Annotated in this window: 18 protein-coding genes; 13 read left to right on the plus strand and 5 right to left on the minus strand. The window is 58.8% G+C overall.

Features of this window, described 5'->3' with window-relative positions:
• The first annotated feature begins 157 nt into the window (after positions 1–157).
• From AFK24_RS08575 to ilvD, 3 genes are all read left to right on the plus strand, one after another.
• A complete protein-coding gene (locus AFK24_RS08575; protein ID WP_020291946.1) occupies positions 158–406 on the plus strand; it encodes a TIGR02647 family protein in 249 nt (82 codons plus the stop codon).
• A gap of 188 nt (positions 407–594) precedes the next feature.
• Positions 595–3441, plus strand: coding sequence for a class I adenylate cyclase (locus AFK24_RS08580; protein ID WP_065832839.1), 2847 nt, complete (start codon positions 595–597; stop codon positions 3439–3441).
• 316 nt (positions 3442–3757) lie between these two features.
• Complete coding sequence (gene ilvD / locus AFK24_RS08585; protein ID WP_065832840.1) at positions 3758–5605, plus strand: dihydroxy-acid dehydratase; 1848 nt, start codon at positions 3758–3760, stop codon at positions 5603–5605.
• A 215-nt stretch (positions 5606–5820) separates the two neighbouring features.
• Here the strand turns inward: ilvD and AFK24_RS08590 are convergent, their stop codons facing one another.
• Positions 5821–6876: a phosphorylcholine phosphatase gene (locus tag AFK24_RS08590; protein WP_065832841.1), complete on the minus strand. Its 1056-nt coding sequence runs from the start codon at positions 6874–6876 to the stop codon at positions 5821–5823.
• 321 nt (positions 6877–7197) lie between these two features.
• Positions 7198–7710, minus strand: coding sequence for a dihydrofolate reductase (locus AFK24_RS08595; RefSeq protein WP_065832842.1), 513 nt, complete (start codon positions 7708–7710; stop codon positions 7198–7200).
• A gap of 106 nt (positions 7711–7816) precedes the next feature.
• Between AFK24_RS08595 and AFK24_RS08600 the strand changes: the two genes are divergently transcribed.
• The 3 genes from AFK24_RS08600 to AFK24_RS08610 all read left to right on the plus strand — a co-directional run bounded on the left by AFK24_RS08600 (position 7817) and on the right by AFK24_RS08610 (position 11208).
• The gene (locus AFK24_RS08600; RefSeq protein WP_065832843.1) at positions 7817–9196 is read left to right on the plus strand and encodes a DUF2868 domain-containing protein; all 1380 of its coding nucleotides are present in this window, start codon (positions 7817–7819) and stop codon (positions 9194–9196) included.
• Entirely contained in the window at positions 9189–10604 is a 1416-nt protein-coding gene (locus AFK24_RS08605) for a GTPase/DUF3482 domain-containing protein (protein ID WP_065832844.1), read from the plus strand. The genes AFK24_RS08600 and AFK24_RS08605 overlap by 8 nt, the downstream gene beginning before the upstream one ends.
• Positions 10605–10752: 148 nt before the next feature.
• Entirely contained in the window at positions 10753–11208 is a 456-nt protein-coding gene (locus AFK24_RS08610; protein WP_065832845.1) for a YkgJ family cysteine cluster protein, read from the plus strand.
• A gap of 210 nt (positions 11209–11418) precedes the next feature.
• On the opposite strand, the gene typA is transcribed toward AFK24_RS08610, so the two are convergent.
• Both typA and thiI read right to left on the minus strand, forming a co-directional pair.
• Entirely contained in the window at positions 11419–13239 is a 1821-nt protein-coding gene (gene typA, locus AFK24_RS08615; protein WP_065832846.1) for a translational GTPase TypA, read from the minus strand.
• A gap of 145 nt (positions 13240–13384) precedes the next feature.
• Positions 13385–14839: a tRNA uracil 4-sulfurtransferase ThiI gene (thiI, locus tag AFK24_RS08620; protein ID WP_065832847.1), complete on the minus strand. Its 1455-nt coding sequence runs from the start codon at positions 14837–14839 to the stop codon at positions 13385–13387.
• A gap of 333 nt (positions 14840–15172) precedes the next feature.
• On the opposite strand from thiI, the gene glnA reads away from it, so the two are divergent.
• The 7 genes from glnA (at position 15173) to ntrC (ending at position 22031) form a co-directional block, all read left to right on the plus strand.
• On the plus strand, positions 15173–16579 hold the full coding sequence (gene glnA / locus AFK24_RS08625) for a glutamate--ammonia ligase (RefSeq protein ID WP_020291936.1): 1407 nt from the start codon (positions 15173–15175) through the stop codon (positions 16577–16579).
• A gap of 182 nt (positions 16580–16761) precedes the next feature.
• A complete protein-coding gene (locus AFK24_RS08630) occupies positions 16762–17322 on the plus strand; it encodes a chorismate mutase (RefSeq protein WP_065832866.1) in 561 nt (186 codons plus the stop codon).
• 200 nt (positions 17323–17522) lie between these two features.
• Entirely contained in the window at positions 17523–17978 is a 456-nt protein-coding gene (locus AFK24_RS08635; RefSeq protein ID WP_240500362.1) for a cupin domain-containing protein, read from the plus strand.
• Between the two features lie 53 nt (positions 17979–18031).
• Complete coding sequence (locus tag AFK24_RS08640) at positions 18032–18562, plus strand: DUF4124 domain-containing protein (protein WP_065832849.1); 531 nt, start codon at positions 18032–18034, stop codon at positions 18560–18562.
• A 10-nt stretch (positions 18563–18572) separates the two neighbouring features.
• The gene (locus AFK24_RS08645) at positions 18573–19190 is read left to right on the plus strand and encodes a DUF4124 domain-containing protein (protein ID WP_065832850.1); all 618 of its coding nucleotides are present in this window, start codon (positions 18573–18575) and stop codon (positions 19188–19190) included.
• A gap of 322 nt (positions 19191–19512) precedes the next feature.
• Complete coding sequence (glnL, locus tag AFK24_RS08650) at positions 19513–20598, plus strand: nitrogen regulation protein NR(II) (protein ID WP_065832851.1); 1086 nt, start codon at positions 19513–19515, stop codon at positions 20596–20598.
• Positions 20595–22031 (plus strand): nitrogen regulation protein NR(I), encoded by a 1437-nt coding sequence (gene ntrC / locus AFK24_RS08655; protein WP_020291930.1) that lies wholly within the window; start codon positions 20595–20597, stop codon positions 22029–22031. The genes glnL and ntrC overlap by 4 nt, the downstream gene beginning before the upstream one ends.
• Positions 22032–22225: 194 nt before the next feature.
• On the opposite strand, the gene betT is transcribed toward ntrC, so the two are convergent.
• Positions 22226–24181: a choline transporter BetT gene (gene betT, locus AFK24_RS08660; RefSeq protein WP_240500363.1), complete on the minus strand. Its 1956-nt coding sequence runs from the start codon at positions 24179–24181 to the stop codon at positions 22226–22228.
• Positions 24182–24459 lie beyond the last annotated feature (278 nt).

Consider the following 24459-nt stretch of genomic DNA (forward strand, 5'->3'; position numbering starts at 1 on the left):
TACACTGCAAATGCCCCGCTGCCATGAAACACCCTGGGGCTGTCACGCCAAGCCAGCCTTAACGGTCATCCAGAACCGACAAGCGCAGCACAGACCTGTCGATTCCAGAGAGCCCGCCGGCCAGCGCGGCGTATCACTAGAAAAGTCTGGAGCACCTATGTCGTATACCCCTGAGTTGGTTGCCGAACTGGAAATCCTCGCACTGTTCAATCTGGGCAATACCCTTGAAGGGCTGAAAGTCCACCACGTTGCTGCCCCGACCGCCATTGCCGCTGCCCAAAGACTCTTCGAAAAAGGACTGACCACGCAGGTCGATGGAGGCTATCTGACAAGCCTGGGGCTTGAAGCCGCTCAACACGCCCAGTCGTTGCTGACCATATTGAACGTAGCCAAAGAAGCCGCTTGAGCTCAGACAGGGTCCGCCAGCAAAAAAGCTCTGACGGACCCTTCATTTACAAAATCTGCGGCCGATAGAAAATTGGCGCCAGAACAAAAACCTCGCTGAAGGTGTTCGCTTTCAGACTGTAACTGCCCGCCGTCACGTTCATTCTGAATGATCACCCTTACGAGCTCCGGCAGCCGGTTTGAATTGCGATGACGCGTAATTTTGAAATTCGTCCCGACCTGGATGAAGGCATCGACCGAAAGGTGCTGACGCAGCTGCGTGCCCGCTTTCTGGCATTGAACAGTGGCCGGTTTGCCCGCGCCATGGAGGGTTTGTCTACCCGGCAACAATCGGTGTTGACGCTCTTGCCGCTGTTTTTCCACGTCAATCATCCGCTGTTGCCCGGCTACGTATCCGGCAGCACGCCCGCTGGCGTCTCGCAGTACGAGCCAAATGCGCTGGCGCTGGCCGAAGCGCAACGGTTGACCCGCTCCTTTTCCTACAAGACCCGACGCGCCAATGCGCCTGAGCCGATTCACGGGCTGTTTTTGATGGGTAGCCTGGGCACGCTGGCTCAGGCGGAACAAAGCGACATGGATGTCTGGGTTTGCCACGAACCGGACTTGCCCGCTGAAGCCATCGAAGAGCTGCGCAAGAAGTGCCAGGCACTGGAAGCCTGGGCCGACAGCCAAGGCGCCGAAGCGCATTTTTTCCTGATTGATCCGCAACGCTTTGTGCTGGGCGAACGGGATGCGCAGCTCAGCTCCGAAGACTGCGGCACCACCCAGCATTACTTGTTGCTTGATGAGTTCTATCGCACCGCCATCTGGCTCGCCGGGCGTACGCCGCTGTGGTGGCTGGTCCCGACCTACGAAGAGCAGCGCTACGCCGAATACACCCACACCTTGTTGTCCAAGCGCTTCATTCGCGCCGAAGAAATCCTCGACCTGGGCAATATGGCGCGGATTCCGCCAGGCGAATTCATTGGCGCCGGGCTGTGGCAGCTGTTCAAGGGCATCGAATCGCCTTACAAGTCCGTACTCAAGCTGCTGCTGACCGAGGTCTACGCCAGCGAACATCCGCGCGTGCAGTGCCTGAGCATGCGCTTCAAGCACGCGGTATTCGCCAATCAGCTGGATCTGGATGAACTGGATCCGTACATGGTGGTGTATCGCCGGATTGAGGAATACCTCACCGACCGCGGCGAGCTTGAACGCTTGGAGCTGGTGCGCCGTAGCCTGTACCTGAAAGTGAACAAAAAGCTGACCGGTGCCGCGCGGCTGCGCAATCCCGGTTGGCAGCGCGTGTTGCTGGAGCGCCTGACTCAGGAATGGGGCTGGGATGAGCGCCAGTTGGCGTTGCTCGACAGTCGCAGCCAGTGGAAAGTGCGTCAGGTCGCCCACGAGCGCCGCGCACTGGTCAACGAGCTGAATTACAGCTATCGCTTCCTGACGCAGTTCGCCCGCACACACAAGGTCGCCAACTCGATCAATGCCCGGGATCTCAACGTCCTTGGTCGCCGCCTTTATGCTGCATTCGAGCGCAAGGCTGGCAAGGTTGAATTCATCAACCCCGGCATCGCCCCGGACCTGGCTGAAGACACCCTGACGCTGGTGCAGTCACGCAACAAGCGTGAGCCGGGGAAAAACCAGTGGGCGCTGTACAACGGCAATCTGGCCGCGCATGACTGGCAGAATTTCTCGCCGATCAAGCGCAGCCGGGAACTGCTCGACCTGCTGACCTGGTGTCATCGCAACAACGTCATCGACACCACTACCCGGCTCGCCCTGCATCCGGGCACCAGCGACCTGACCGAATTCGAGCTGTTCAACCTGCTGGGCGCGCTGCAACAGACGATCCCTGTGCCGCTGGAAGTGGTGAGCGAAGAGCGCCTACTGAACGCCAGTATTCCCGGGGAAATCCTCTTGCTGGTCAACGTCGGCGTCGATCCGCTCAAGCATCATCGGGATCTGAATATCCTGATGACCACCGAGCGCACCGATTCCCTGAGTTATGCGGGCGTGCGGGAAAACCTGGTGCTGACGCTCGATCAGATCACTGTCAATAGCTGGAACGAAATCCTCGTCAGCCGCTTTGACGGACCCTTTGCATTGCTCGACTGCCTCAGCGAACTGCTGAGCAGCATGCCCCAAGGCTCGACACAACCGAGAGTGCGGGTGCGCTGCTTCTGCCACAACCGCGCGCCTGCCATTGCGCAACGTGTCGAAGAACTGGTGGCCACCGCCCAATTGCTGCTGGCCCGGCGACTGAACCATCGCTATCTGATCCAGGTGCAGCAGCAGTATCACGTGCTGGAAATGGTGCCTGGTCGGGTCACCCACGTGGTGATCAACAGTCTTTCCGGGCTGTTCGAATATCTGGGCGAGGAGTTGGCGCGCTACAGCCCGCTGCATCTGGACCCGCATGCGCTGGACGAACACGATCTTTCGCTGATCCTGCCCCACGGCCAGCCCGAGTGTATTCAGGTGTTTTACCGCCTGAACGAGCCGGACGCCGATGTTTACGTGCTCGACGAACATAACGCGCTCTGGCACCAGCGCCTGCCTTACCACGACGAGTCGAGCCTGCTGTTGCCGTTGCAGCGGTTTTTCCATTCGCTGGTTTATCGCCGGGGCGCGATGCTGCCCCTGGAAAATCCTCTGGAACCGGTATCCCTGGAAACCTTGTATTACCAGGTTTTGCCCTCCGGTCCGGGACGCGCCCGCCGCATCGAATCCCGCGCCGCGCCGACGGCCGTGGACAAGCCTTTCTATGATGTACAGGCCATCGTCGAAGAAGCCTCGCCGGGGCAAGTCAGCGTCACGCTGTACTGCAACAACAATGAGTTTTCCGAACTGGAATATGGCGACCAGCTGTACAGCGCCGTTGCGCGGCAGATTCTGGCCCAGCGCCACGAACCACAACGCTACCGCTGCTACATCACCGATCTCGACCTGTCAGGCCTGCTGGGTGACGACCACGGCCAAAGCATCCTTTACCTGCGCTACAAGGCCGATCTGGAAAAATCGCTGAATGAGGCGATGGACAGGGCTTGAAGCCGCTGATTGGGCAGGATCGATTCAACGGCATGAGTCAGGCTGCATCTCGCAGCAGGCGCCTCAACCCCACTATCATCCACGCTAATTCCCCCCTCTCCGACTTCCTGCCATTCCACTGTGCTTCTACAGGTGTAGAATCGTCTTTATCCATCGCCAGTCATCCCCGGCGGGTTTATGAGCTCAGGCCGAGCGTACGGCGATCCCGTAGCGCTTTCGGTTTCCTTCGCAACATCCGGTCACTGCCGTTTGTGTGTGACGACACTAGAAGCTCACTCCCTTACCTATTTACCTGATTAGCCGCCAGGAGTGCTCCATGCCTGATTACCGCTCGAAAACGTCCACCCACGGCCGCAATATGGCCGGCGCTCGTGCCTTGTGGCGCGCCACCGGGATGAAGGATGCGGATTTCAAGAAACCGATCATCGCCGTCGCCAACTCGTTTACCCAGTTCGTACCGGGGCACGTGCATCTGAAGGACATGGGCCAACTGGTTGCCCGTGAAATCGAACGCGCCGGTGGCGTGGCGAAAGAATTCAACACCATCGCGGTCGATGACGGCATCGCCATGGGTCACGACGGCATGCTGTATTCGCTGCCGAGCCGCGAGATCATCGCTGACTCCGTGGAATACATGGTCAACGCCCACTGTGCCGACGCCATCGTCTGTATCTCCAACTGCGACAAGATCACCCCCGGCATGTTGATGGCGGCTTTGCGCCTGAACATCCCGGTGATCTTCGTTTCCGGCGGCCCGATGGAAGCCGGCAAGACCAAGCTGGCCGCCCACGGTCTGGACCTGGTCGACGCCATGGTCATCGCCGCTGACGATACCGCCAGCGATGAGAAAGTCGCCGAGTACGAGCGCAGCGCGTGCCCGACCTGCGGTTCCTGTTCCGGCATGTTCACTGCCAACTCGATGAACTGCCTGACCGAAGCGCTGGGCCTGGCCTTGCCGGGCAACGGTTCGCAACTGGCGACCCACAGCGACCGCGAGCAACTGTTCCTGCAAGCTGGCCGCACCATCGTCGACCTGTGCCGCCAGTACTACATCGAAAACAACGAGGCCGTATTGCCGCGTAACATTGCCAACTTCAAGGCTTTTGAAAACGCCATGACGCTGGACATCGCCATGGGCGGCTCGACCAATACCATCCTGCACTTGCTGGCAGCGGCCCAGGAAGCGGAGATCGATTTCGATCTGCGCGACATCGACCGTCTGTCCCGCGAAGTGCCGCAGCTGTGCAAAGTCGCGCCGAACATCCAGAAGTACCACATGGAAGACGTGCACCGCGCGGGCGGGATTTTCAGCATCCTCGGCGAACTGGCCCGTGGCGGCCTGCTGCACACCGATCTGCCGACTGTTCACAGCAAGACGCTGGCCGAAGGCATCGCCAAATGGGACATCACCCAGACTGACGACGAAGCGGTTCACACCTTCTTCAAGGCTGGCCCGGCCGGTATTCCGACACAGACGGCATTCAGCCAGTCGACCCGTTGGGAAACCCTGGACGACGACCGCGAGAACGGCTGCATCCGCAGTGTCGAGCACGCGTACTCGCAACAAGGCGGCCTCGCCGTGCTGTACGGCAACATCGCGCTGGATGGCTGCGTGGTGAAAACCGCAGGTGTGGACGAGTCGATCCACGTGTTCGAAGGCAACGCGAAGATTTTCGAAAGCCAGGACAGCGCGGTGCGCGGCATTCTTGCTGACGAAGTGAAAGCTGGCGACATCGTGATCATTCGTTACGAAGGCCCGAAAGGCGGCCCGGGCATGCAGGAAATGCTCTATCCGACCTCGTACCTGAAATCCAAAGGTCTGGGCAAGGATTGCGCGCTGCTGACTGACGGCCGTTTCTCTGGCGGTACGTCGGGGCTGTCCATCGGTCACGCTTCTCCGGAAGCAGCGGCGGGCGGCGCGATTGGTCTGGTCCGCGACGGCGACAAAGTGCTGATCGACATCCCGAATCGCTCGATCAACCTGATGATCGACGACGCGGAAATGGCCGAGCGCCGTGCCGAGCAAGACAAGAAAGGCTGGAAGCCGGTCGAAGTGCGGCCACGTAAAGTGACCACCGCGCTGAAAGCCTACGCCCTGCTGGCCACCAGCGCCGACAAAGGCGCCGTGCGCGACAAGGCGTTGCTGGACAAACTGGTGCCTTGAGCTTGATTGGCTAGAACAAAAAACCCGGCAGAGATGCCGGGTTTTTTGTGGGGTAGCGGGGTCGGCACAGCCCCCGTAGGAGCGGCTTCAGCCGCGAGCAGCGTTCGCCGCCAAGATGTGCACGGATGCAAAGGACGGCCCTCCCGGCTAAAGCCGGTCCTACAGCGCGGAATCAGCGCGGAATCGGTGAGATCGCGCAAATCCCGGCAGGCTCCTTACTGGATGTCCTCCGGCTTGACGATCACCCAGTTCTTGTCCGCTGTCACCGCCAGGCCTTCTTTGGCCTGAGCTGCTGCGTGCTTGGCCATCATGCCGTTGAGCTGGGTCATGTACTTGTCTTTGCGGTTGATCCACAGATGCACGCCGCCCTTGGCCACGTCCACGTCGTGGAACAGCATGTAGCCATCGCTGGTTGGCGTATCGCCGCCCACCAGAACCGGTTTCTTCCATTCGTCGATGTAGGTCAGGATTGCCGCATGTTTGCCAGCCATCCAGGTCGCTGGCGTCCACAGATAAGGGGTGAGTTCCAGGCCGAGGTTGGCCTTCTCGTCATATTTGCCGGCGGTGATCTGCTTGCGCGCAGTGGTCAGTTCGCCAGTCTTGCGATCCTTGAGCAGGGTGGTTACGCCAATGACGTTTTGCGGTTTGACGTTGTAGCCATACTTCGGATCGGCCGCGACCATGCGCACCAGCTCTTCGGAAGCGGCGGTCATCACATAGACCTCAATGCCGTTTTCCATCAGCTTGTTGTACAGCTCTTTCTGGCCGGTGAAGATCCGGGGCGGTTCGACGTCGAGTTTCTTGACCACATCGCCGTCGTAATAGGTCGCCGGCACCGGTTTGCCCGAAGCCATCAGCTCGTCGACGTAGCCTTTGAGTTCCTTGAGGGTGAAGCCGGAAAACACTTGCGCGACCCACGGATAGCAGACCATGTCGTCCACTTCGCACAGGCGATAGTAATAACTGAACAGGCTTTCCTTGTGGTCGGCGGTGTCCTTGAACGGCATCAGCTTGAGGGAGGGATCCAGGCTTTCGCGGGTGATCAGGCCTTTGTTTTCCATGAACGGCAGCAGCGATTCTTCGAGGTCGAAGCGGTAGCTGGTGTTGTCCATGTCGAACACCGCGTAATTGCCCTTGTTGGCGTTCGCCGTGATCATGGCGTTGAGCGCCTTGGCGGCAGGCTCGGGCCAGTGCGTCAATTCGGTGGCCAGCGCCTGCCCGGCAAGACCCAGGCACAGCGCGACAGCGAGTAGTTTTGGCGCGAATTTCATAATGGTTTCCCCCCCCGGATATTTAGAGGTTCGACCGTAGCAAATTGCCGTTACTGTTTGAGTGCGTCAGCGACCGCGCGCGTTCCGAGGGCGTCATGTCGGGAACGATTCACGACGGGATTCGCCGATTGCGACATTTTTGTGACCGTAGCAGCGACTTGTTCGCGAGGTTTTTTTGCGGGTTACGCGGGACTGACACCGAACATAGCGTAGGAGGGGACTTGTCCCCGAAGGCGGTGGATCAGGCGGTGTCAATTTTCCGGATTTTCGTTGTAAGGACCATCGCATTCGGGGACAAGTCCCCTCCTACAGGTGTCCGATTCACCTGCGTTGCCACACCTCAAAGGTGTACGCCGGCTTGCCATCCAGCGCTGGATTCAACACCTCTGATACCAAAACCCACTGAGCCGGATCAACCTCTGGAAACCACGCATCGCCCTCAGGGCTCAGTGCCACGCGGGTCAGGTACAGCCGATCAGCTTGCGGCAAGCCTTGAGCATACAGCTGCGCGCCGCCAATCAGCATGACTTCATCGACGCCCTGCTCCCGCGCCCATGCTTGGGCACGAGTAACGGCGGACTCCAGCGAGGTGAAGACTTCGGCACCTTCCAGTTGCAAATCCGTCTGGCGAGTCACCACCAGATTCAAGCGACCGGGCAGCGGTCGACCCAACGAATCCCAGGTCTTGCGGCCCATGATGATCGGCTTGCCGAGAGTGGTCGCCTTGAAATACTTGAAGTCCCCCGGCAAATGCCAGGGCATGGAATTGTCGACGCCAATCACTTGGTTTTCACCAAGAGCGGCAATCAGGCTGAGGGGCAGTTGAGTTTTCATGGCGGCGAGAATAGCAGAGCACGGCAGTGAATTCGTACCGTGCTTTTCGCTCGAATGCACGACGCAGAGGTTATGCTCATCCCTGACTTTACCAACGAGACGCCGTGTGACTGCTCTGACCCCACTCGATAACCTCTGGCTGACCGAAGCCGTGCGTCTGCGCGAACAACAGGCCGGTCAACTCGACGACCTTGAAGCCAACCGCCGCGCCCGCGCTCAAGCGGGCGACCTGCCGAGCCGCATTGTGCATCGTGCCCTGTGGCTGGCCGAGCGCGATGGCATGCTCGAAGCACTGCGCCGCTGGAAACAAGGCGCGCGGCTGGCGTTTATTGCGCTGGCGATTCTGGCGGTCATCAGCGGCGCCGGACTGGCCTTCGCGGCCATGGGCGACGGGCAGAAGCCGGTCAATGTGTTCTGGGCGCTGGGCAGCTTGCTCGGGCTGAACCTGATTCTGCTGATCAGCTGGGCCTTGGGCCTGGCCTTCGCCGGGGGAAGCACAGCCAGCCTCGGGCGCTTGTGGCTGTGGTTGAGTGAAAAGCTCGCCCGCGATGCCCAGGCCGCGCAACTGGCACCGGCCCTGATTCTGCTGCTGCAACGCCGACGCCTGAATCGCTGGGCCTTAGGTGCGCTGGTGCATGGCTTATGGCTGCTGGCATTGGTCAGCGCGCTGGTGTTGCTGTTGATGCTGATGGCGACGCGGCGCTACGGCTTCGTCTGGGAAACCACGATTCTGGGCAGCGACACCTTTGTCAGCCTGACGCAAACCCTCGGCACGCTTCCGGCAATGCTGGGGTTCAGCGTGCCGAGCGAAACCATGATCCGCGCCAGCGGCGACAGCGCATTGGTGGTCGAGTCCGCAAGGCAAGCCTGGGCCGCATGGCTAGTGGGCGTTTTGCTGGTCTACGGTATCGTGCCTCGTTTGATCCTGGCGCTGGTTTGCTTGTCGCTGTGGAAACGCGGTCGCGCGGCGTTGAGCCTGGACCTGAGCCTGCCCGGTTACAGCGAGCTGCGCGAACGCCTCATGCCCAGCAGCGAACGGCTTGGCGTCAGTGATGCCGCGCCAGAATTGTTGCCGCAGATTGCCCCGCAGCACGGCAGCCAGAACAGTGAAGGCGCGTTGCTGGTCGCCATCGAACTGGATGACGATCAGCCATGGCCGCCCGCGCTGCCGGCAACTGTTGCAGATGCCGGGATTCTCGACAGTCGCGAGTCCCGACAAAAACTGCTCGACCAGCTGACGCGCTTTCCTCCGGCGCGATTGGTCATTGCCTGCGACCCACGACGCTCGCCAGACCGTGGCAGCCTGGCGCTGATCGCCGAGCTGGCGCGCTGCGCCGGGAGCACCCGAGTATGGCTGCTCGCCGCGCCTGCGGGTCAGAATCTGGATGCAGACCGGGTCAGCGATTGGCATGCCGGGCTGCAACAGCTGGAGCTGAAGTGGACCGAAACTGCGCCGCTTAACTGGCTGGAGACGGGTGATGAGTAAGACCGAGAAGATTCGCCCACTAAAACTCGCCGTCGTCGGCCACACCAATGTCGGCAAGACCTCGTTGCTGCGCACACTCACCCGCGACGTCGGCTTTGGTGAAGTCTCCCATCGGCCCAGCACCACCCGCCATGTGGAAGGCGCGCGGTTGTCGGTGGATGGCGAGGCTTTGCTGGAGCTGTACGACACGCCCGGTCTGGAAGACGCCATCGCGCTGCTGGATTATCTGGAGCGCCTGGATCGTCCCGGCGAGCGGCTTGATGGCCCGGCGCGGCTGGCGCGGTTTCTTGAGGGCAGCGAGGCGCGGCAGCGTTTCGAGCAGGAAGCCAAAGTCTTGCGCCAACTGCTGGCGTCGGATGCCGGGTTGTATGTGATCGATGCTCGCGAGCCGGTGCTGGCGAAATACCGTGACGAACTGTCGGTGCTGGCCAGTTGCGGCAAGCCGCTGTTGCCGGTGTTGAATTTCGTCAGCAGCGCCGACCATCGCGAACCGGCCTGGCGTGAAGCCCTGGCGCGGCTTGGCCTGCATGCGCTGGTACGTTTCGACAGCGTCGCGCCACCGGAAGATGGCGAGCGGCGCCTGTATGAAAGCCTCGCACTGCTGCTGGAGAATTCACGCGGCCAGTTGGAGCGCCTGATCCTGGATCAGGAAGCCCAGCGCGAAACCCGACGCCAGAGCGCGGCGCGGTTGATTGCCGAGCTGCTGATCGACTGCGCAGCATGCCGACGCAGCGTGTCGACCGAATCCGGCCAGGAGCAACTGGCCATTGATGAACTGCGCAAGGCGGTGCGTCAGCGGGAACAGCGTTGTGTCGAGGCGCTGCTCAAGCTGTATGCGTTTCGCACGCAGGACGCGGCGGCCAGTGATCTGCCGCTGCTGGATGGTCGCTGGGGCGATGATTTGTTCAACCCGGAAACCCTCAAGCAACTGGGCGTGCGGGTCGGTGGCGGTATTGCGGCGGGCGCGGCGGCTGGAGCGGGCGTTGATCTGCTGGTGGGCGGCATCACCCTGGGCGCGGCGGCGTTGGTCGGGGCGATTGCCGGCGGCGCATTGCAGACCGCCCGCAGTTACGGCGGCCGCTTGCTGGGCAAGATCAAGGGCCAGCGCGAACTGACCGTCGATGACGCGGTGTTGCGCTTGCTGGCGTTGCGTCAGCGTCACCTGCTGCAAGCCCTCGGCGCACGAGGTCATGCGGCGATGGAAAGCATCAAGCTGACCACGCCGCAGGACATGACCTGGCGCGAAGGCAAACTCCCCGAAGCCTTGCACAAGGCGCGCGCGCACCCGCAATGGTCGTCGCTCAATCCGGGGGCCAGGCTGAGCCAGGCTGAACGGCAGGAGCAGATCGAAAGTCTCACGCAAACCCTGTTGGAGCGAGGCTTGCCCGCGAATCAGTCAACGCGGTGAGACAGACAAACCGCGTTATCGTTCTTCGCGGGCAAGCCTCGCTCCCACAAAATCAAGTGCCCGGCAGTCGTATTCGTCATTTTTAATTACTCGATTATCCCGGACACCGGTATCATCCCGCGCCCGATACACCCGGAACCGTATTCACATGAAGCCCACCTTGATCGCCGCCGCAGAACTCGACCGTATCGATACCTGGGCCAAATACTCCAGCCATATGTGCGGGGGCTGTATTTCCAGCTGCTGCACGCTGCCTGTTGAAGTGAAGATCAAGGATTTGATCCGCATCGGCATCGTCGATGAATTCGAGCGCGGGGAGCCGGCCAAGAACATCGCCAAGCGTTTGCAGAAGGAAGGCATCGTCGAGCGCTACAACCAGAAGTCCGAGATCTTCACGTTGCAGCGCATGAGCAACAACGACTGCCTGTACCTGGATCGCAAGAGCCGCCTGTGCACGATCTACGAGAAACGCCCGGACACCTGCCGCAACCACCCCAAGGTCGGCCCGCGTCCCGGCTATTGCGCCTACAAGCCCAAGGATCTGGTCCGTCAGGACACCGGCACGCTGAAGAACAACACCAGCACGCCGTTTCCGAAGTTCTAAGTAACATTCATTCTGTAGGACCGGCTTCAGCCGGGAGGGCGGTCTACCTGGGACAAATTTGTTCCGAGCCGACTAGCGCCCTCCCGGCTAAAGCCGGTCCTACGATGCCCGCCCTTTTTGCGGGTTGAAGTTACTCAATGACCACACAAACAAAAACGCCCCCGACCTTGCGGTCGGGGGCGTTTTGTTTTTAGCCGACTAACTGATTAATCAGTTGCCGCTTTTCTTGGCAGCGCGGGTACGCTCGCTTTCGCCAAGAATTTTCTTACGCAGGCGGATCGACTTTGGAGTCACTTCGCAGAGTTCGTCTTCTTGAACGAATTCCAGCGCTTGTTCCAGAGTGAAACGGATAGGCGGAACCAGAGCGATGGTTTCGTCTTTACCGGAAGCACGCATGTTGTCGAGCTTCTTGCCTTTGGTTGGGTTTACACCCAGGTCGTTGTCGCGGCTGTTGATGCCGACGATTTGACCTTCGTACACGTCTTCGCCGTGGCCCAGGAACAGCTTGCCACGTGCCTGCAGGGTTTCCAGCGAGTAAGTCAGAGCCTTACCGGTAGCAACCGAAACCAGAACGCCGTTCTGACGGCCGGACATGTCGCCGGACTTCATTACGTCGTAACGGTCGAAGATGCTGGTCAGGATGCCGGCACCGGACGTCAGGGTCAGGAACTCGTTACGGAAACCGATCAAGCCACGAGCCGGGATGTTGTACTCAAGGCGAACACGCCCTTTGCCATCCGGAACCATGTTGGTCAGGTCGCCTTTACGGATACCGATCTGTTCCATGATCGCGCCCTGGGACTCTTCCGGCAGGTCGATGGTGACGTTTTCGTACGGTTCGTGCTTGACGCCGTCAACGATGCGGATGATCACTTCAGGACGACCAACGCCCATTTCGAAGCCTTCACGACGCATGGTTTCGATCAGTACCGAGAGGTGCAACTCGCCACGGCCGGAAACCTTGAACTTGTCAGCGGTGTCGCCTTCTTCAACGCGCAGAGCAACGTTGAACAGCAGCTCTTTGTCCAGACGTTCCTTGATGTTACGGCTGGTGACGAACTTGCCTTCTTTACCGCAGAAAGGCGAATCGTTTACCTGGAAGGTCATGGAAACGGTTGGTTCGTCAACGGTCAGCGGCTTCATCGCTTCGACGTTCAGTGGGTCGCACAGAGTGTCGGAGATGAACAGCTGGTCGAAGCCGCTGATGCAGACGATGTCGCCGGCAGCTGCTTCTTCAACGTCGATGCGGTGCAGACCGTGGTGACCCATCAGTTTCAGGATACGGCCGTTGCGGCGTTTGCCGTCAGCGTCGATCGCTACAACCTGGGTGTTCGGCTTGACCTTGCCGCGAGCGATACGGCCAACGCCGATGACGCCCAGGAAGCTGTTGTAGTCCAGTGCCGAGATTTGCATCTGGAACGGACCTTCACGGTCAACCTTTGGAGCAGGAACGTGGTCAACAATCGCCTGGTACAGCGGGGTCATGTCTTCCGCCATGGCGGTGTGTTCCAGACCGGCAATACCGTTCAGCGCGGACGCGTAAACGACTTGGAAGTCCAGCTGTTCTTCGGTAGCACCCAGGTTGTCGAACAGGTCGAAGATCTGATCCAGAACCCAGTCCGGACGCGCGCCTGGACGGTCAACCTTGTTGATGACCACGATTGGACGCAGGCCGGCTTCGAAAGCCTTCTTGGTCACGAAACGGGTTTGCGGCATAGGGCCGTCTTGAGCGTCAACCAGCAGCAGAACGGAGTCAACCATCGACATCACACGCTCTACTTCACCGCCGAAGTCGGCGTGGCCCGGGGTATCCACGATGTTGATGTGGTAACCGTTCCAGTTGATAGCGGTGTTTTTCGCCAGAATGGTAATACCGCGTTCTTTCTCCTGGTCGTTGGAGTCCATCACGCGTTCGTCGTTGAGCTCACCGCGTTCCAGGGTGCCGGATTGACGCAAGAGTTTGTCTACCAGGGTGGTTTTACCATGGTCAACGTGAGCAATGATGGCGATGTTGCGTAGATTTTCGATCACTTGTGTATCTCGATCAGAGGATTCGGTCAGCTGAATAAATCTAGACAGCTATTTATAACGTTAGAGTCGGCCAAAAGCCGTTACGGCTAGACGACTGGCGTCGGGGGGCCGGTGACGCAAGCCACAGGCAAACAGCCCCGGGCACTTAGCTCGGTCGATAAACGCGCACATTGGCATGCCCCTCACTGAGCAAATGATGAGCATGCAGGCGACTCATGACGCCTTTGTCGCAATACAACAGGTACTGGCGCGTGTTATCCAGTTCCTTGAAGCGGCTGTTCAATGCATAGAACGGCAGCGCCTGTATTTCAATGCCAGACAATTGCAGCGGCTGGTCTTCTTGGGCATCCGGATGACGGATGTCGATGACGACCTGACCTGCCAGCGCTTGACTGACTTCCTCTATCTCGATGCTGCGGCTCAAATCGTCGATTACCCGATCGATCGAGACCAGCTTGGCATTCTCCAGCGCTCGCTCGAGAATCGCCATGTCGAACTGTTGTTCTTCGTACTCAACGCGGTTGCGCTTGGCGTTGGTCTTGGGGTTGATCGAAATCACCCCGCAATACTCAGGCATGTGCTTGGCGAAATCGGCAGTGCCAATTTCAACCGCCTGATCGACGATGTCCTGCTTGTGGCTGGTGATCAACGGGCGCAAGACCAGCTTGTCAGTGGCCGCATCGATCAGCGACAGGTTCGGCAGCGTCTGGCTGGCCACCTGGGAAATCGCCTCGCCGGTTACCAGCACGCCGATTTCCAGGCGATCAGCAATAGAGGATGCAGCGCGCAACATCATACGCTTCAAAACTACACCCATATGACTGTTATCGACTTTCTGCAGAATTTCTCCGAGAACTTCCTCGAAAGGAACGCTGACAAACAGCACTCTTTGCGAGCTGCCGTACTTCTTCCAGATGAAATGCGCGACTTCCATCACGCCCAGTTCGTGGGCACGACCGCCCAGGTTGAAGAAGCAGAAGTGCGCCATAAGCCCGCGCCGCATGACCTGATAGGCCGCGACCGTCGAATCGAAACCGCCGGACATCAACACCAGGGTCTGTTCGAGCGCGCCCAGTGGATAGCCGCCGATGCTGTTGTGCTGGCTGTGAATCACAAATAACCGTTGGTCGCGAATTTCCATCCGCACTTCGATTTCCGGCTTTTTCAGGTCGATTCCGGCAGCACCGCACTCGATGCGCAGCTTGCTGCCGACGTACTTCTCGACGTCCATCGAGCTGAACGAATGTTTGCCGGCACGCTTGCAGCGCACGGAAAAAATCTTCCCCGGCAGCAGATCGGCGTAGTGCAGTTTGCACTTGGCCAGGATGTCGTCCATGTCGCCCAGCGGGTATTCAGCCACCTGCAGGAAGTTGGCGATGCCGGGCATGCAACTGAGGCGCTCAGTCATCTCGTGCAGGGTCTTGGGCTCAGTGATACGCGTCTGAACCTCAAGATTGTCCCACACGCCTCCCACCACCAGCGCCGGGTCCAGATCACGGAGCACGGTACGGATGTTCTTGGCCAGCTGGCGGATGAATTGCTTGCGCACCGGCCGGCTTTTAATAGTGATTTCGGGGAAGACTTTTACGATTAGTTTCATGTAAACAGCGCGCGAGGTGCCAGCCGAAAAAGAGGGGGCGGGATTATAGCGGAAATTGCTCAAGGTTTAACCAGTTATCGTGCAACCAATCATCGATGCACCAAAACGGACCTGTCGACTAGTTGTCCGCGTCATTAAGGTGCGCAGGAATTAGTAAAAATCGGTTTTCCCCCCTATAAAGAGCGTGTTTGACGCAAAAAACCCAACACGGGGCACTGGCATGCAATTTGCTCCCTTGTGAGGCAGGTTGCCTTAGCCGAGTATTCGCGCCGGCATCACCCAAATTCTAAGGGCCTAAACCATAAAACGGCCCGAAGCCACCCGGAGGACACCATGTCGAAGTCGGTTCAACTCATCAAAGATCATGACGTTAAGTGGATTGATCTGCGCTTCACGGACACCAAAGGCACTCAGCATCACGTGACCATGCCGGCTCGCGACGCGCTGGATGAAGATTTCTTTGAAATCGGCAAAATGTTCGACGGCTCCTCCATTGCTGGCTGGAAAGGCATCGAAGCTTCCGACATGATCCTGATGCCGGACGACAGCACAGCCGTGCTCGACCCGTTCACCGAAGAGCCAACCATCATCTTGGTTTGCGACATCATCGAACCTTCGACCATGCAAGGCTATGACCGCGACCCACGCGCCATCGCTCACCGTGCCGAGGAATACCTGAAGTCCACCGGTATCGGCGACACCGTATTCGTTGGTCCGGAACCAGAATTCTTCATCTTCGACGAAGTGAAGTTCAAGTCCGACATCTCCGGCTCCATGTTCAAGATCTTCTCCGAACAAGGTTCGTGGATGTCTGACCAGGACGTGGAAGGCGGCAACAAAGGCCACCGTCCAGGCGTGAAAGGCGGCTATTTCCCTGTTCCGCCGTTCGACCACGACCACGAAATCCGTACCTCCATGTGTAATGCCATGGAAGAAATGGGCCTGGTCATCGAAGTTCACCACCACGAAGTGGCGACTGCCGGTCAGAACGAAATCGGCGTCAAGTTCAACACGCTGGTCAAGAAGGCTGACGAAGTTCAGACCCTCAAGTACTGCGTACACAACGTTGCCGACGCTTACGGCCGCACCGCTACCTTCATGCCTAAGCCTCTGTACGGCGATAACGGTTCGGGTATGCACGTTCACATGTCCATCTCCAAAGATGGCAAGAACACCTTTGCTGGCGAAGGTTATGCCGGTCTGTCCGATACCGCCCTGTTCTTCATCGGCGGCATCATCAAGCACGGTAAGGCCCTGAACGGCTTCACCAACCCGTCGACCAACTCCTACAAGCGTCTGGTCCCAGGTTTCGAAGCTCCGGTAATGCTGGCCTACTCGGCTCGTAACCGTTCTGCTTCCATCCGTATTCCTTACGTGTCGAGCCCTAAAGCCCGCCGTATCGAAGCGCGCTTCCCGGATCCAGCAGCCAACCCGTACCTGGGCTTCGCTGCACTGTTGATGGCTGGCCTGGACGGCATCCAGAACAAGATCCACCCTGGCGACGCAGCTGACAAAAACCTGTATGACCTGCCGCCTGAAGAGGCCAAAGAGATCCCACAAGTTTGCGGCAGCCTGAAAGAAGCCCTGGAAGAGCTGGACAAAGGTCGTGCGTTCCTGACCAAGGGCGGCGTTTTCAGCGACGACTTCATCGACGCTTACATCGCTCTGAAAAGCGAAGAAGAAATCAAAGTACGCACCTTCGTACACCCACTGGAATACGAGCTGTACTACAGCTGCTGATCCAGTCACGTCAGCAGTTTTGACGTAGCAAAGAGGCCTCCTTCGGGAGGCCTTTTTTATGGGCCGGTTTTCTGGTTGACTACCCGGCCCTGCGCGCAAACCGCTCGAGTGCGCCCTTGCAGCGCAACGCTTGGATCCCACAAAAACAATGTAGAGATCAACCGATGCCCAACGCCAGCAAAATGGTTCGACGTCTTCTTCTTCCCGCATGCATCGTCAGTATTGGCGCGTGTACCTCGAATCTCCCGGCTCCTCCGCCGCCCCCCGCAGCACTCGCACCCTTGCTCGGCAGCATCAGTGAGCGCCTGACCATCGCCGATCAGGTTGCGCTGACCAAATGGGACAGCGGCAAACCGATTCAGGACAGCCCGCGCGAGCAGCAAGTCATTGCAGCCGCAGCCAAACTTGCGCCGAGCTACAAGCTCGATGGCGATGAAGTCAGCCAGTTCCTGGCGGCCCAGATCGAAGCGAACAAACTGGTGCAATACGCGCTGCTTGCCACCTGGCACGCGGCCGGCAAGGCTCCCGACAGCCCAAGGCCGGACCTGACCAAGCAGATCCGTCCAAAACTTGATCAGCTGCAAATCCAGCTGCTGCAAAATTACGCCGCGTTTGCCCCCTATCGGCGCGACCCAGACTGCCCGAACTGGTTGGGCCAGCAACGCGCGCGGCAGGCCAGGGATACGGTTCATGATCTGGCGCTGGTACGGGCAACCGGGGAATTGTGCATCAAGAGCCAATGAGCACCGCGTTCATCAATCAACTCCGCTGAACAGTATCGAAGCCACATCAATGTCGACTTGGCAAAGAGGCCTCCTTCACGAGGCCTTTTTTATGCTCGCTGAAAATCAGTATTCCGATGTGGTATCGGGTTACCGCACTCACCTCCGGCCTTTTAGACATCCTTCGCACTGCGCGCACCTGCTCGATTCCGAGGAGTGCAATGAGCCGCCTTTGGGCAGGCTCCAACGAAGAAAGGAATGCTCCAGATATGTTCAAAAAAGTGCTCGTTGTCCTTGGCGTACTGTTAACCACCACCGCCTGTAAAGCACAGCCAGGCGAGCTTGATTCAACCGTACTGCTCAAATCGACCACTTCCTGGGACGGCACAGCCTATAAGGCTTACCCTGCCGGCCAGCCGGAATTGACCCTGCTGAAAATCAACATACCTGCGAAAACCACACTGAACTGGCACAAACACCCGATTCCCAATGCCGCTTATGTGGCCTCGGGCGAGCTGGAAGTCGAAACACAGGACGGCAGCAAATCAATCCGCCTGAAACAGGGTGACACCCTGGCAGAATTGGTGGATATCATGCATCGCGGCAAAACCGGCGATAGCCCGGTGGAACTCATTGTGTTCTATGCTGGTACTCCGGGCGTTGCACTGTCGGAGTAGCTGCCACAGTAACCACCAGAGCAACCGCGCAAGCCATTGTCATTGGAGTGTTCATGCGTCGAAGCCTTATCTGCCTGCTGCTGTTGATCGCCTTGCCTGCGGCGGCGCAGATCTACAAATACACCGATGCCAATGGCAACACCGCGTTTACCAATCAGCCTCCGGATGGCATCAAGGCGGAGGTCATCGAGCTGCCGCCGCTGAACAGCGTCGAAACGCCGAAGCTGTCGAGCCCTGTGCAGAACCCACCAAGCGGGTCACGCCCGGTCTCTGCTCAGCCTGAGGCGGCCTATCAGGTGCTGGAGCTGACCGATCTGCCTGCTGGCGAAGCGTTGCGCGCCAACAATGGCACCTTCACCGTCGGCGTGATGATCCAGCCACGTCTGGCGCCGGGCCATCAACTGCAACTGCTGGTGGATGGCAATCCGTATGGCCAGCCGGGCAATGTTCCGCGGCTGCAGGTCGTCAATCTTGATCGGGGCGAACACAGCTTCGCAGTTATCGTGCGGGATCAACAAGGCATTGTTCAGCAAAGTCCGACCGTCACCCTTACAGTGCAGCGAGTCCATATTGGCAAGCCTTGAGTCGCGCCTGATGCGCTGCGCAGTGTTCTGGCTGTTGCTGCTGATTGGCCTGCCGGCAATGGCGGACGTCTACACCTATATCGACGCCGAGGGGAATCGCGTATTCACCGACCAGCCCCGCAAGAATGCCAAGCGGGTGGAGATCCTGCCCAGCAACAGCACCACCGGTGCGCCACCCAAGCGTGCGCTGCAAACCAGCCCCGCCAAGCCCAAGGCAAAAGCGATGTTTCGTTACGAATTGCTGCGGATTCTGGTGCCTGAACCCGACGCCACGGTGCGCAGCGCTCCAGGCGAATTGATCGTCAGCGTCACCAGCGACCCGGCGCTGCAGCCGGGTCACGGTTATCGATTGCTGGTAGATGGCAAACCTTACGCCGATGCCGGACGTAGCCCGGTCTTTCCCCTGAGCAATATCGATCGAGGGACGCATCAACTGTCGGTGGAAATCGTCGACGAAGCGGGCCGGGTTCTGGAGCGAACGCCTAACCAGCCTTTCCACATGCAGCGCATCTCCTTGGCACAAAAACGACTGGCGCAGCCCTGCAAGACTGACGATTACGGCGTTCGTCCTGAATGCCCGCTGAGCACCAAGCCCGAAGAAAAAAGCAGTTTCCTGCCATTCTTCTAAGTGCGACGTGTTGCTTAACGGCTAAGCTCCATATTGGTGCAATAAAATGGCAGCCTGCGATAGCTTGAGCCCATTTTGGGTCGAAAAAAGCCCGCGCCCGTGACTGAAAGCAGACCTCTGTCCAAAAAAAGCCCGGATTTGCAGATTAAACGCTTCTTTTCGGAGCCTTGGTTTGGTTTTTGCAACTTCCCCGCAACAGCATCCTTATTTGCACTGTGCGCGAGCGTATCAGTGGTTTTGCCAACGCTGGAGAAGACCAACCAGTGCCTGCGATACCGGGCTTGCCTGGGTTGCAATGTGCCAAAAGAGGTCAACGACTTTCATGACTATCAGCGACGCGCTGCACCGTTTGTTACTGGATAACCTGACCACTGCCACCATTCTGCTCAATGCCGACCTGCGCCTTGAGTACATGAACCCCGCAGCGGAAATGCTGCTGGCCATCAGCGGTCAACGCAGCCATGGGCAATTCATCAGTGAATTGTTCACCGAGTCGGCAGAAGCCTTGAGCTCGCTGCGTCAGGCTGTGGAACAAGCGCACCCGTTCACCAAGCGCGAGGCGATGCTGACTGCCCTGACGGGTCAGACATTGACAGTTGATTACGCGGTTACACCGATCCTCAGCCAAGGCGAAACCATGCTGCTGCTGGAAGTCCATCCCCGTGATCGCCTGCTGCGGATCACCAAGGAAGAGGCCCAGTTGTCCAAGCAGGAAACCACCAAGATGCTGGTGCGTGGCCTGGCCCATGAGATCAAGAATCCGCTGGGCGGGATTCGTGGCGCGGCCCAGTTGCTGGCCCGCGAGCTGCCCGAAGAAAGCCTCAAGGATTACACCAACGTCATCATCGAGGAAGCGGACCGCCTGCGGAACCTCGTGGATCGTATGCTGGGCTCGAACAAGCTGCCTTCGCTGGCAATGACCAACGTGCATGAAGTGCTGGAGCGCGTCTGCAGTCTGGTCGACGCGGAAAGCCAGGGTTGCATCACTTTGGTGCGCGACTATGATCCAAGTATTCCCGACGTATTGATCGACCGTGAACAGATGATTCAGGCCGTGCTCAATATCGTGCGCAACGCGATGCAGGCCATCAGCGGGCAGAACGAGCTGCGCCTGGGCCGCATCAGTCTGCGCACCCGCGCCATGCGTCAATTCACCATCGGTCATGTTCGTCATCGGCTGGTGGCCAAGATTGAAATCATCGACAACGGCCCCGGTATTCCGGCCGAGCTTCAGGAAACCATTTTTTACCCGATGGTCAGCGGCCGTCCCGACGGCACCGGGCTCGGACTTGCCATTACCCAGAACATAATTAGTCAGCACCAAGGACTGATCGAGTGTGACAGCCATCCTGGCCACACAACGTTTTCGATCTTCCTGCCGCTGGAACAAGGAGCAGCTTCGACATGAGCCGTAGTGAAACTGTCTGGATCGTTGATGACGATCGTTCCATCCGATGGGTACTGGAAAAGGCCTTGCAACAGGAAGGCATGACCACGCAAAGCTTCGACAGCGCCGACGGCGTGATGAGCCGCCTGGCCCGTCAGCAACCGGACGTGATCATCTCCGATATCCGCATGCCCGGCGCCAGTGGTCTGGACCTGCTGGCGCGGATTCGCGAACAGCACCCGCGCCTGCCGGTCATCATCATGACCGCCCATTCCGACCTCGATAGCGCCGTGGCGTCCTATCAAGGTGGCGCGTTCGAGTACTTGCCCAAGCCATTTGACGTCGATGAAGCGGTGTCTCTGGTCAAGCGTGCCAACCAGCATGCCCAGGAACAGCAAGGCATAAACGTTGCCCCAACCCTGACGCGCACTCCGGAAATCATTGGCGAAGCGCCAGCGATGCAAGAAGTGTTTCGCGCCATCGGCCGCTTAAGCCATTCCAACATCACCGTGTTGATCAACGGTGAGTCGGGTACCGGTAAAGAGCTGGTTGCCCACGCTTTGCACCGCCACAGCCCGCGTTCGGCTTCGCCGTTCATCGCGTTGAACATGGCGGCGATTCCCAAGGACTTGATGGAATCCGAGCTGTTTGGCCACGAGAAAGGCGCCTTTACCGGCGCGGCCAACCTGCGTCGCGGTCGTTTCGAGCAGGCCGATGGCGGCACACTGTTTCTCGATGAAATCGGCGACATGCCGGCCGACACCCAGACGCGCCTGCTGCGGGTTCTGGCGGATGGCGAATTTTATCGTGTTGGCGGTCATACGCCAGTCAAGGTCGACGTACGAATCATCGCTGCGACTCACCAGAACCTGGAAACCCTGGTGCAAGCGGGTAAATTCCGTGAAGACTTGTTCCACCGTCTGAACGTGATCCGCATCCACATTCCGCGCATGTCCGACCGTCGCGAAGACATTCCGACCCTGGCCAAGCACTTCCTCAGCCGTGCAGCCCAGGAGCTTGCGGTCGAGCCAAAACTGCTCAAGCCGGAAACCGAGGAATACCTCAAGCATCTGCCATGGCCGGGTAACGTTCGTCAGCTGGAAAACACCTGCCGCTGGATTACCGTCATGGCATCCGGCCGTGAAGTGCACATCAGCGATTTGCCGCCTGAACTGCTGAGCCTGCCGCAAGACGCCGCGCCCGTGACCAACTGGGAACAAGCGCTGCGCCAATGGGCCGATCAGGCACTGGCGCGCGGCCAGTCCAGCCTGCTCGACAGCGCTGTGCCGACGTTCGAACGCATCATGATCGAAACCGCCCTCAAGCACACCGCTGGCCGCCGTCGCGACGCCGCCGTTTTGCTGGGTTGGGGTCGTAACACCTTGACGCGCAAGATCAAGGAGTTGGGTATGAAGATCGATGGCGGGGATGACGACGAGGGTGATGAGGGCTGATCAAAAGCCGATGAACGATCTGTTGGAGCGTGGCTTGCTGTAGGACCGGCTTTAGCCGGGAGGGCAATTGGTGCTCTCGCGACTAAAGTCGCTCCTACGGTCGCTCCTACGGTCGCTCCTACGGCCGATTCGCGGGCAAGCCTCGCTCCAACGGATATCTATCCTTCGGTTCGTGCTTGCCCGCAATCAGCTGCTTATCGCACCAGATGCAAAAACTGCATATGGCGTTCGTACTGGTCAAGAATGTCGTTGATGACCTGCTCCTTGGTGTAGCCCACCAAGTCGTAGTCCTGGCTGCCCTCGCTCAGGTGAACCTCGGCGCGGTAGTAGCGACGATTATTCAACTCCTTGGAGCCCATCCCACCGCGAGCAAACGACGGGGTAAAGAAGCCCTTCATCATCACCTGATAAATGAACGGTCGTTCTTCGCCATGGCCGATTTCCAGACTCACGCTGTCGTTGGCCGGATCAGGCTGAGCGACCACATTCAGGCCCTTCTCGGCGAACACGTTGGTCACGTCCTCAATCGCAGGCCGCACCGTCTGCTCAAGAAAGCGATACACCTCGTCCCGTGACGGGTAATGCACCGCCTGACTCAAGCGCTGACGCCAGCCGCCACGCCGCGCACCGGAAGCCGGAGCCAACGAATACAGTTGGGCAATCTGTCGCTGGGATTCCATGAAGAACGCTTTGTGCAGCCCCCACATCATCAGCAACAGAATCAACGAGAACGGCAGCGAAGTCAGCACCACTGCGGACTTCAGCGCATCGATACTGCCGGAGAACAACAGGCCGCTGGTAATCAGCGCCGTCGCTACGCCCCAGAAAACCCGCAACCATTTCGGACCGTCTTCATCGGGATTACCGCCTTTGGCCGACAAGGTTGAGAGCACCACAGTGCCCGAGTCTGCCGAGGTCACGAAGAACACGAAACTGATGAACACCGTCACCGCGATGACGGTTTTGCTCCACGGGTAGGTTTCCAGCAGCAGATACAGGGTCATCGACGGGTCATCGATAGCCGATTGCCCCAAGGCGACCATGCCGTGATTGATCACCTGGTCGATAGCGCTGTTGCCGAAAATCGACATCCACGCCAGGGTGAAACCCAACGGAATCAAAAGCACGCCGAAGACGAATTCACGAATGGTCCGCCCCCGGGAAATACGCGCGATGAACAAGCCCACAAACGGCGACCATGCAATCCACCAGGCCCAGTAGAACACTGTCCAGCCGCCCAGCCAGTCACTCGGCTTGTCATAGGCGTAGACATCGAAACTCTTGGTCGGCAGCGCGCCCAGATAATCGCCGATGTTCTGCACCAGGGTATTCAGCAAATGCTGCGTTGGCCCGGCAAACAGCACAAACAGCAGCAGCGCGCAGGCCAGCAACATGTTGATGTCGGACATGACGCGCACGCCTTTATCAACACCGGCAATCGCCACCAGAATTGCCGCGCCCATCATCAACGTGATCAACCCGACCTGAATCCATTGGGTATGCGGCACGCCGAACAGATAGTCCAGACCAGAGTTCAGGTGCAACACGCCAAAGCCCATATCAGCGCCGAGGCCGAAGATGGTCGCAATAATGCCGAAGCCATCCACCGCATAGCCGATGGGTCCATTGATTCGCTTGCCGATCAGCGGATATAGCGCCGAACGCAGGGCCAGCGGCAAATTATGCCGATACGCGAAATACGCCAGCGCCATGCCGACGAAGGCGAACACACCCCAGCCGTGCAGACCCCAATGCAGAAACAGCAGCTGCATCGCCTGCCGCGCCGACTCAGTCGTCCCGCCTTCGCCTTGCGGCGGTTGCAGCATGTGCGTCAGCGGCTCGGAAACGCAGAAGAAGAACAGCGTGATGCTGATCCCGGCGGCGAACAACATCCCGGCCCAGGACAAATAACTGAACTCGGGCTCGTCGTGGTCGGCACCGAGCTTGATCTTGCCGTAGCCAGACAAGGCGGTGACCACCACGAAGACCAGATACAAAGTCATCGCCAGCATGTAGTACCAGCCGACCGTATTGGCCGCCCAGTTCTGCGCCGCCAGCAACCATTGGCCGGAAGCCTCAGGAAACGCGATGACGACCACGCCGAAAATCAGAATAAAAGACGCCGCGAAATAAAAGACCGGCGGATTCATGCGGACCGAACCGCTGGGTTGCGAAGCAGATGTGCTCATAAAAACTGCACCTCCGGATGAAGGAAAACAGCAGCAAAAAACGGGTTCAGCAAGGGTAAGCCTCCTGTTGTAAGCGGGCAGCGAACCACCGATTTATATTGAACGATCGTTCAATTAAAACACGAAAGCACCCGCAGGGACTAATCGCAGGCCGATGGAGACTAGCTCAAGGGAGGTTATGACGCCGGGGTTGTGGGGTTCGTTCCCCTCAGGCAGAGACGATTACTGAAACGTTTCCG

Origin of the sequence: Pseudomonas syringae (assembly GCF_001698815.1) — a bacterium.
Classification (GTDB): Bacteria; Pseudomonadota; Gammaproteobacteria; order Pseudomonadales; family Pseudomonadaceae; genus Aquipseudomonas; species Aquipseudomonas syringae_A.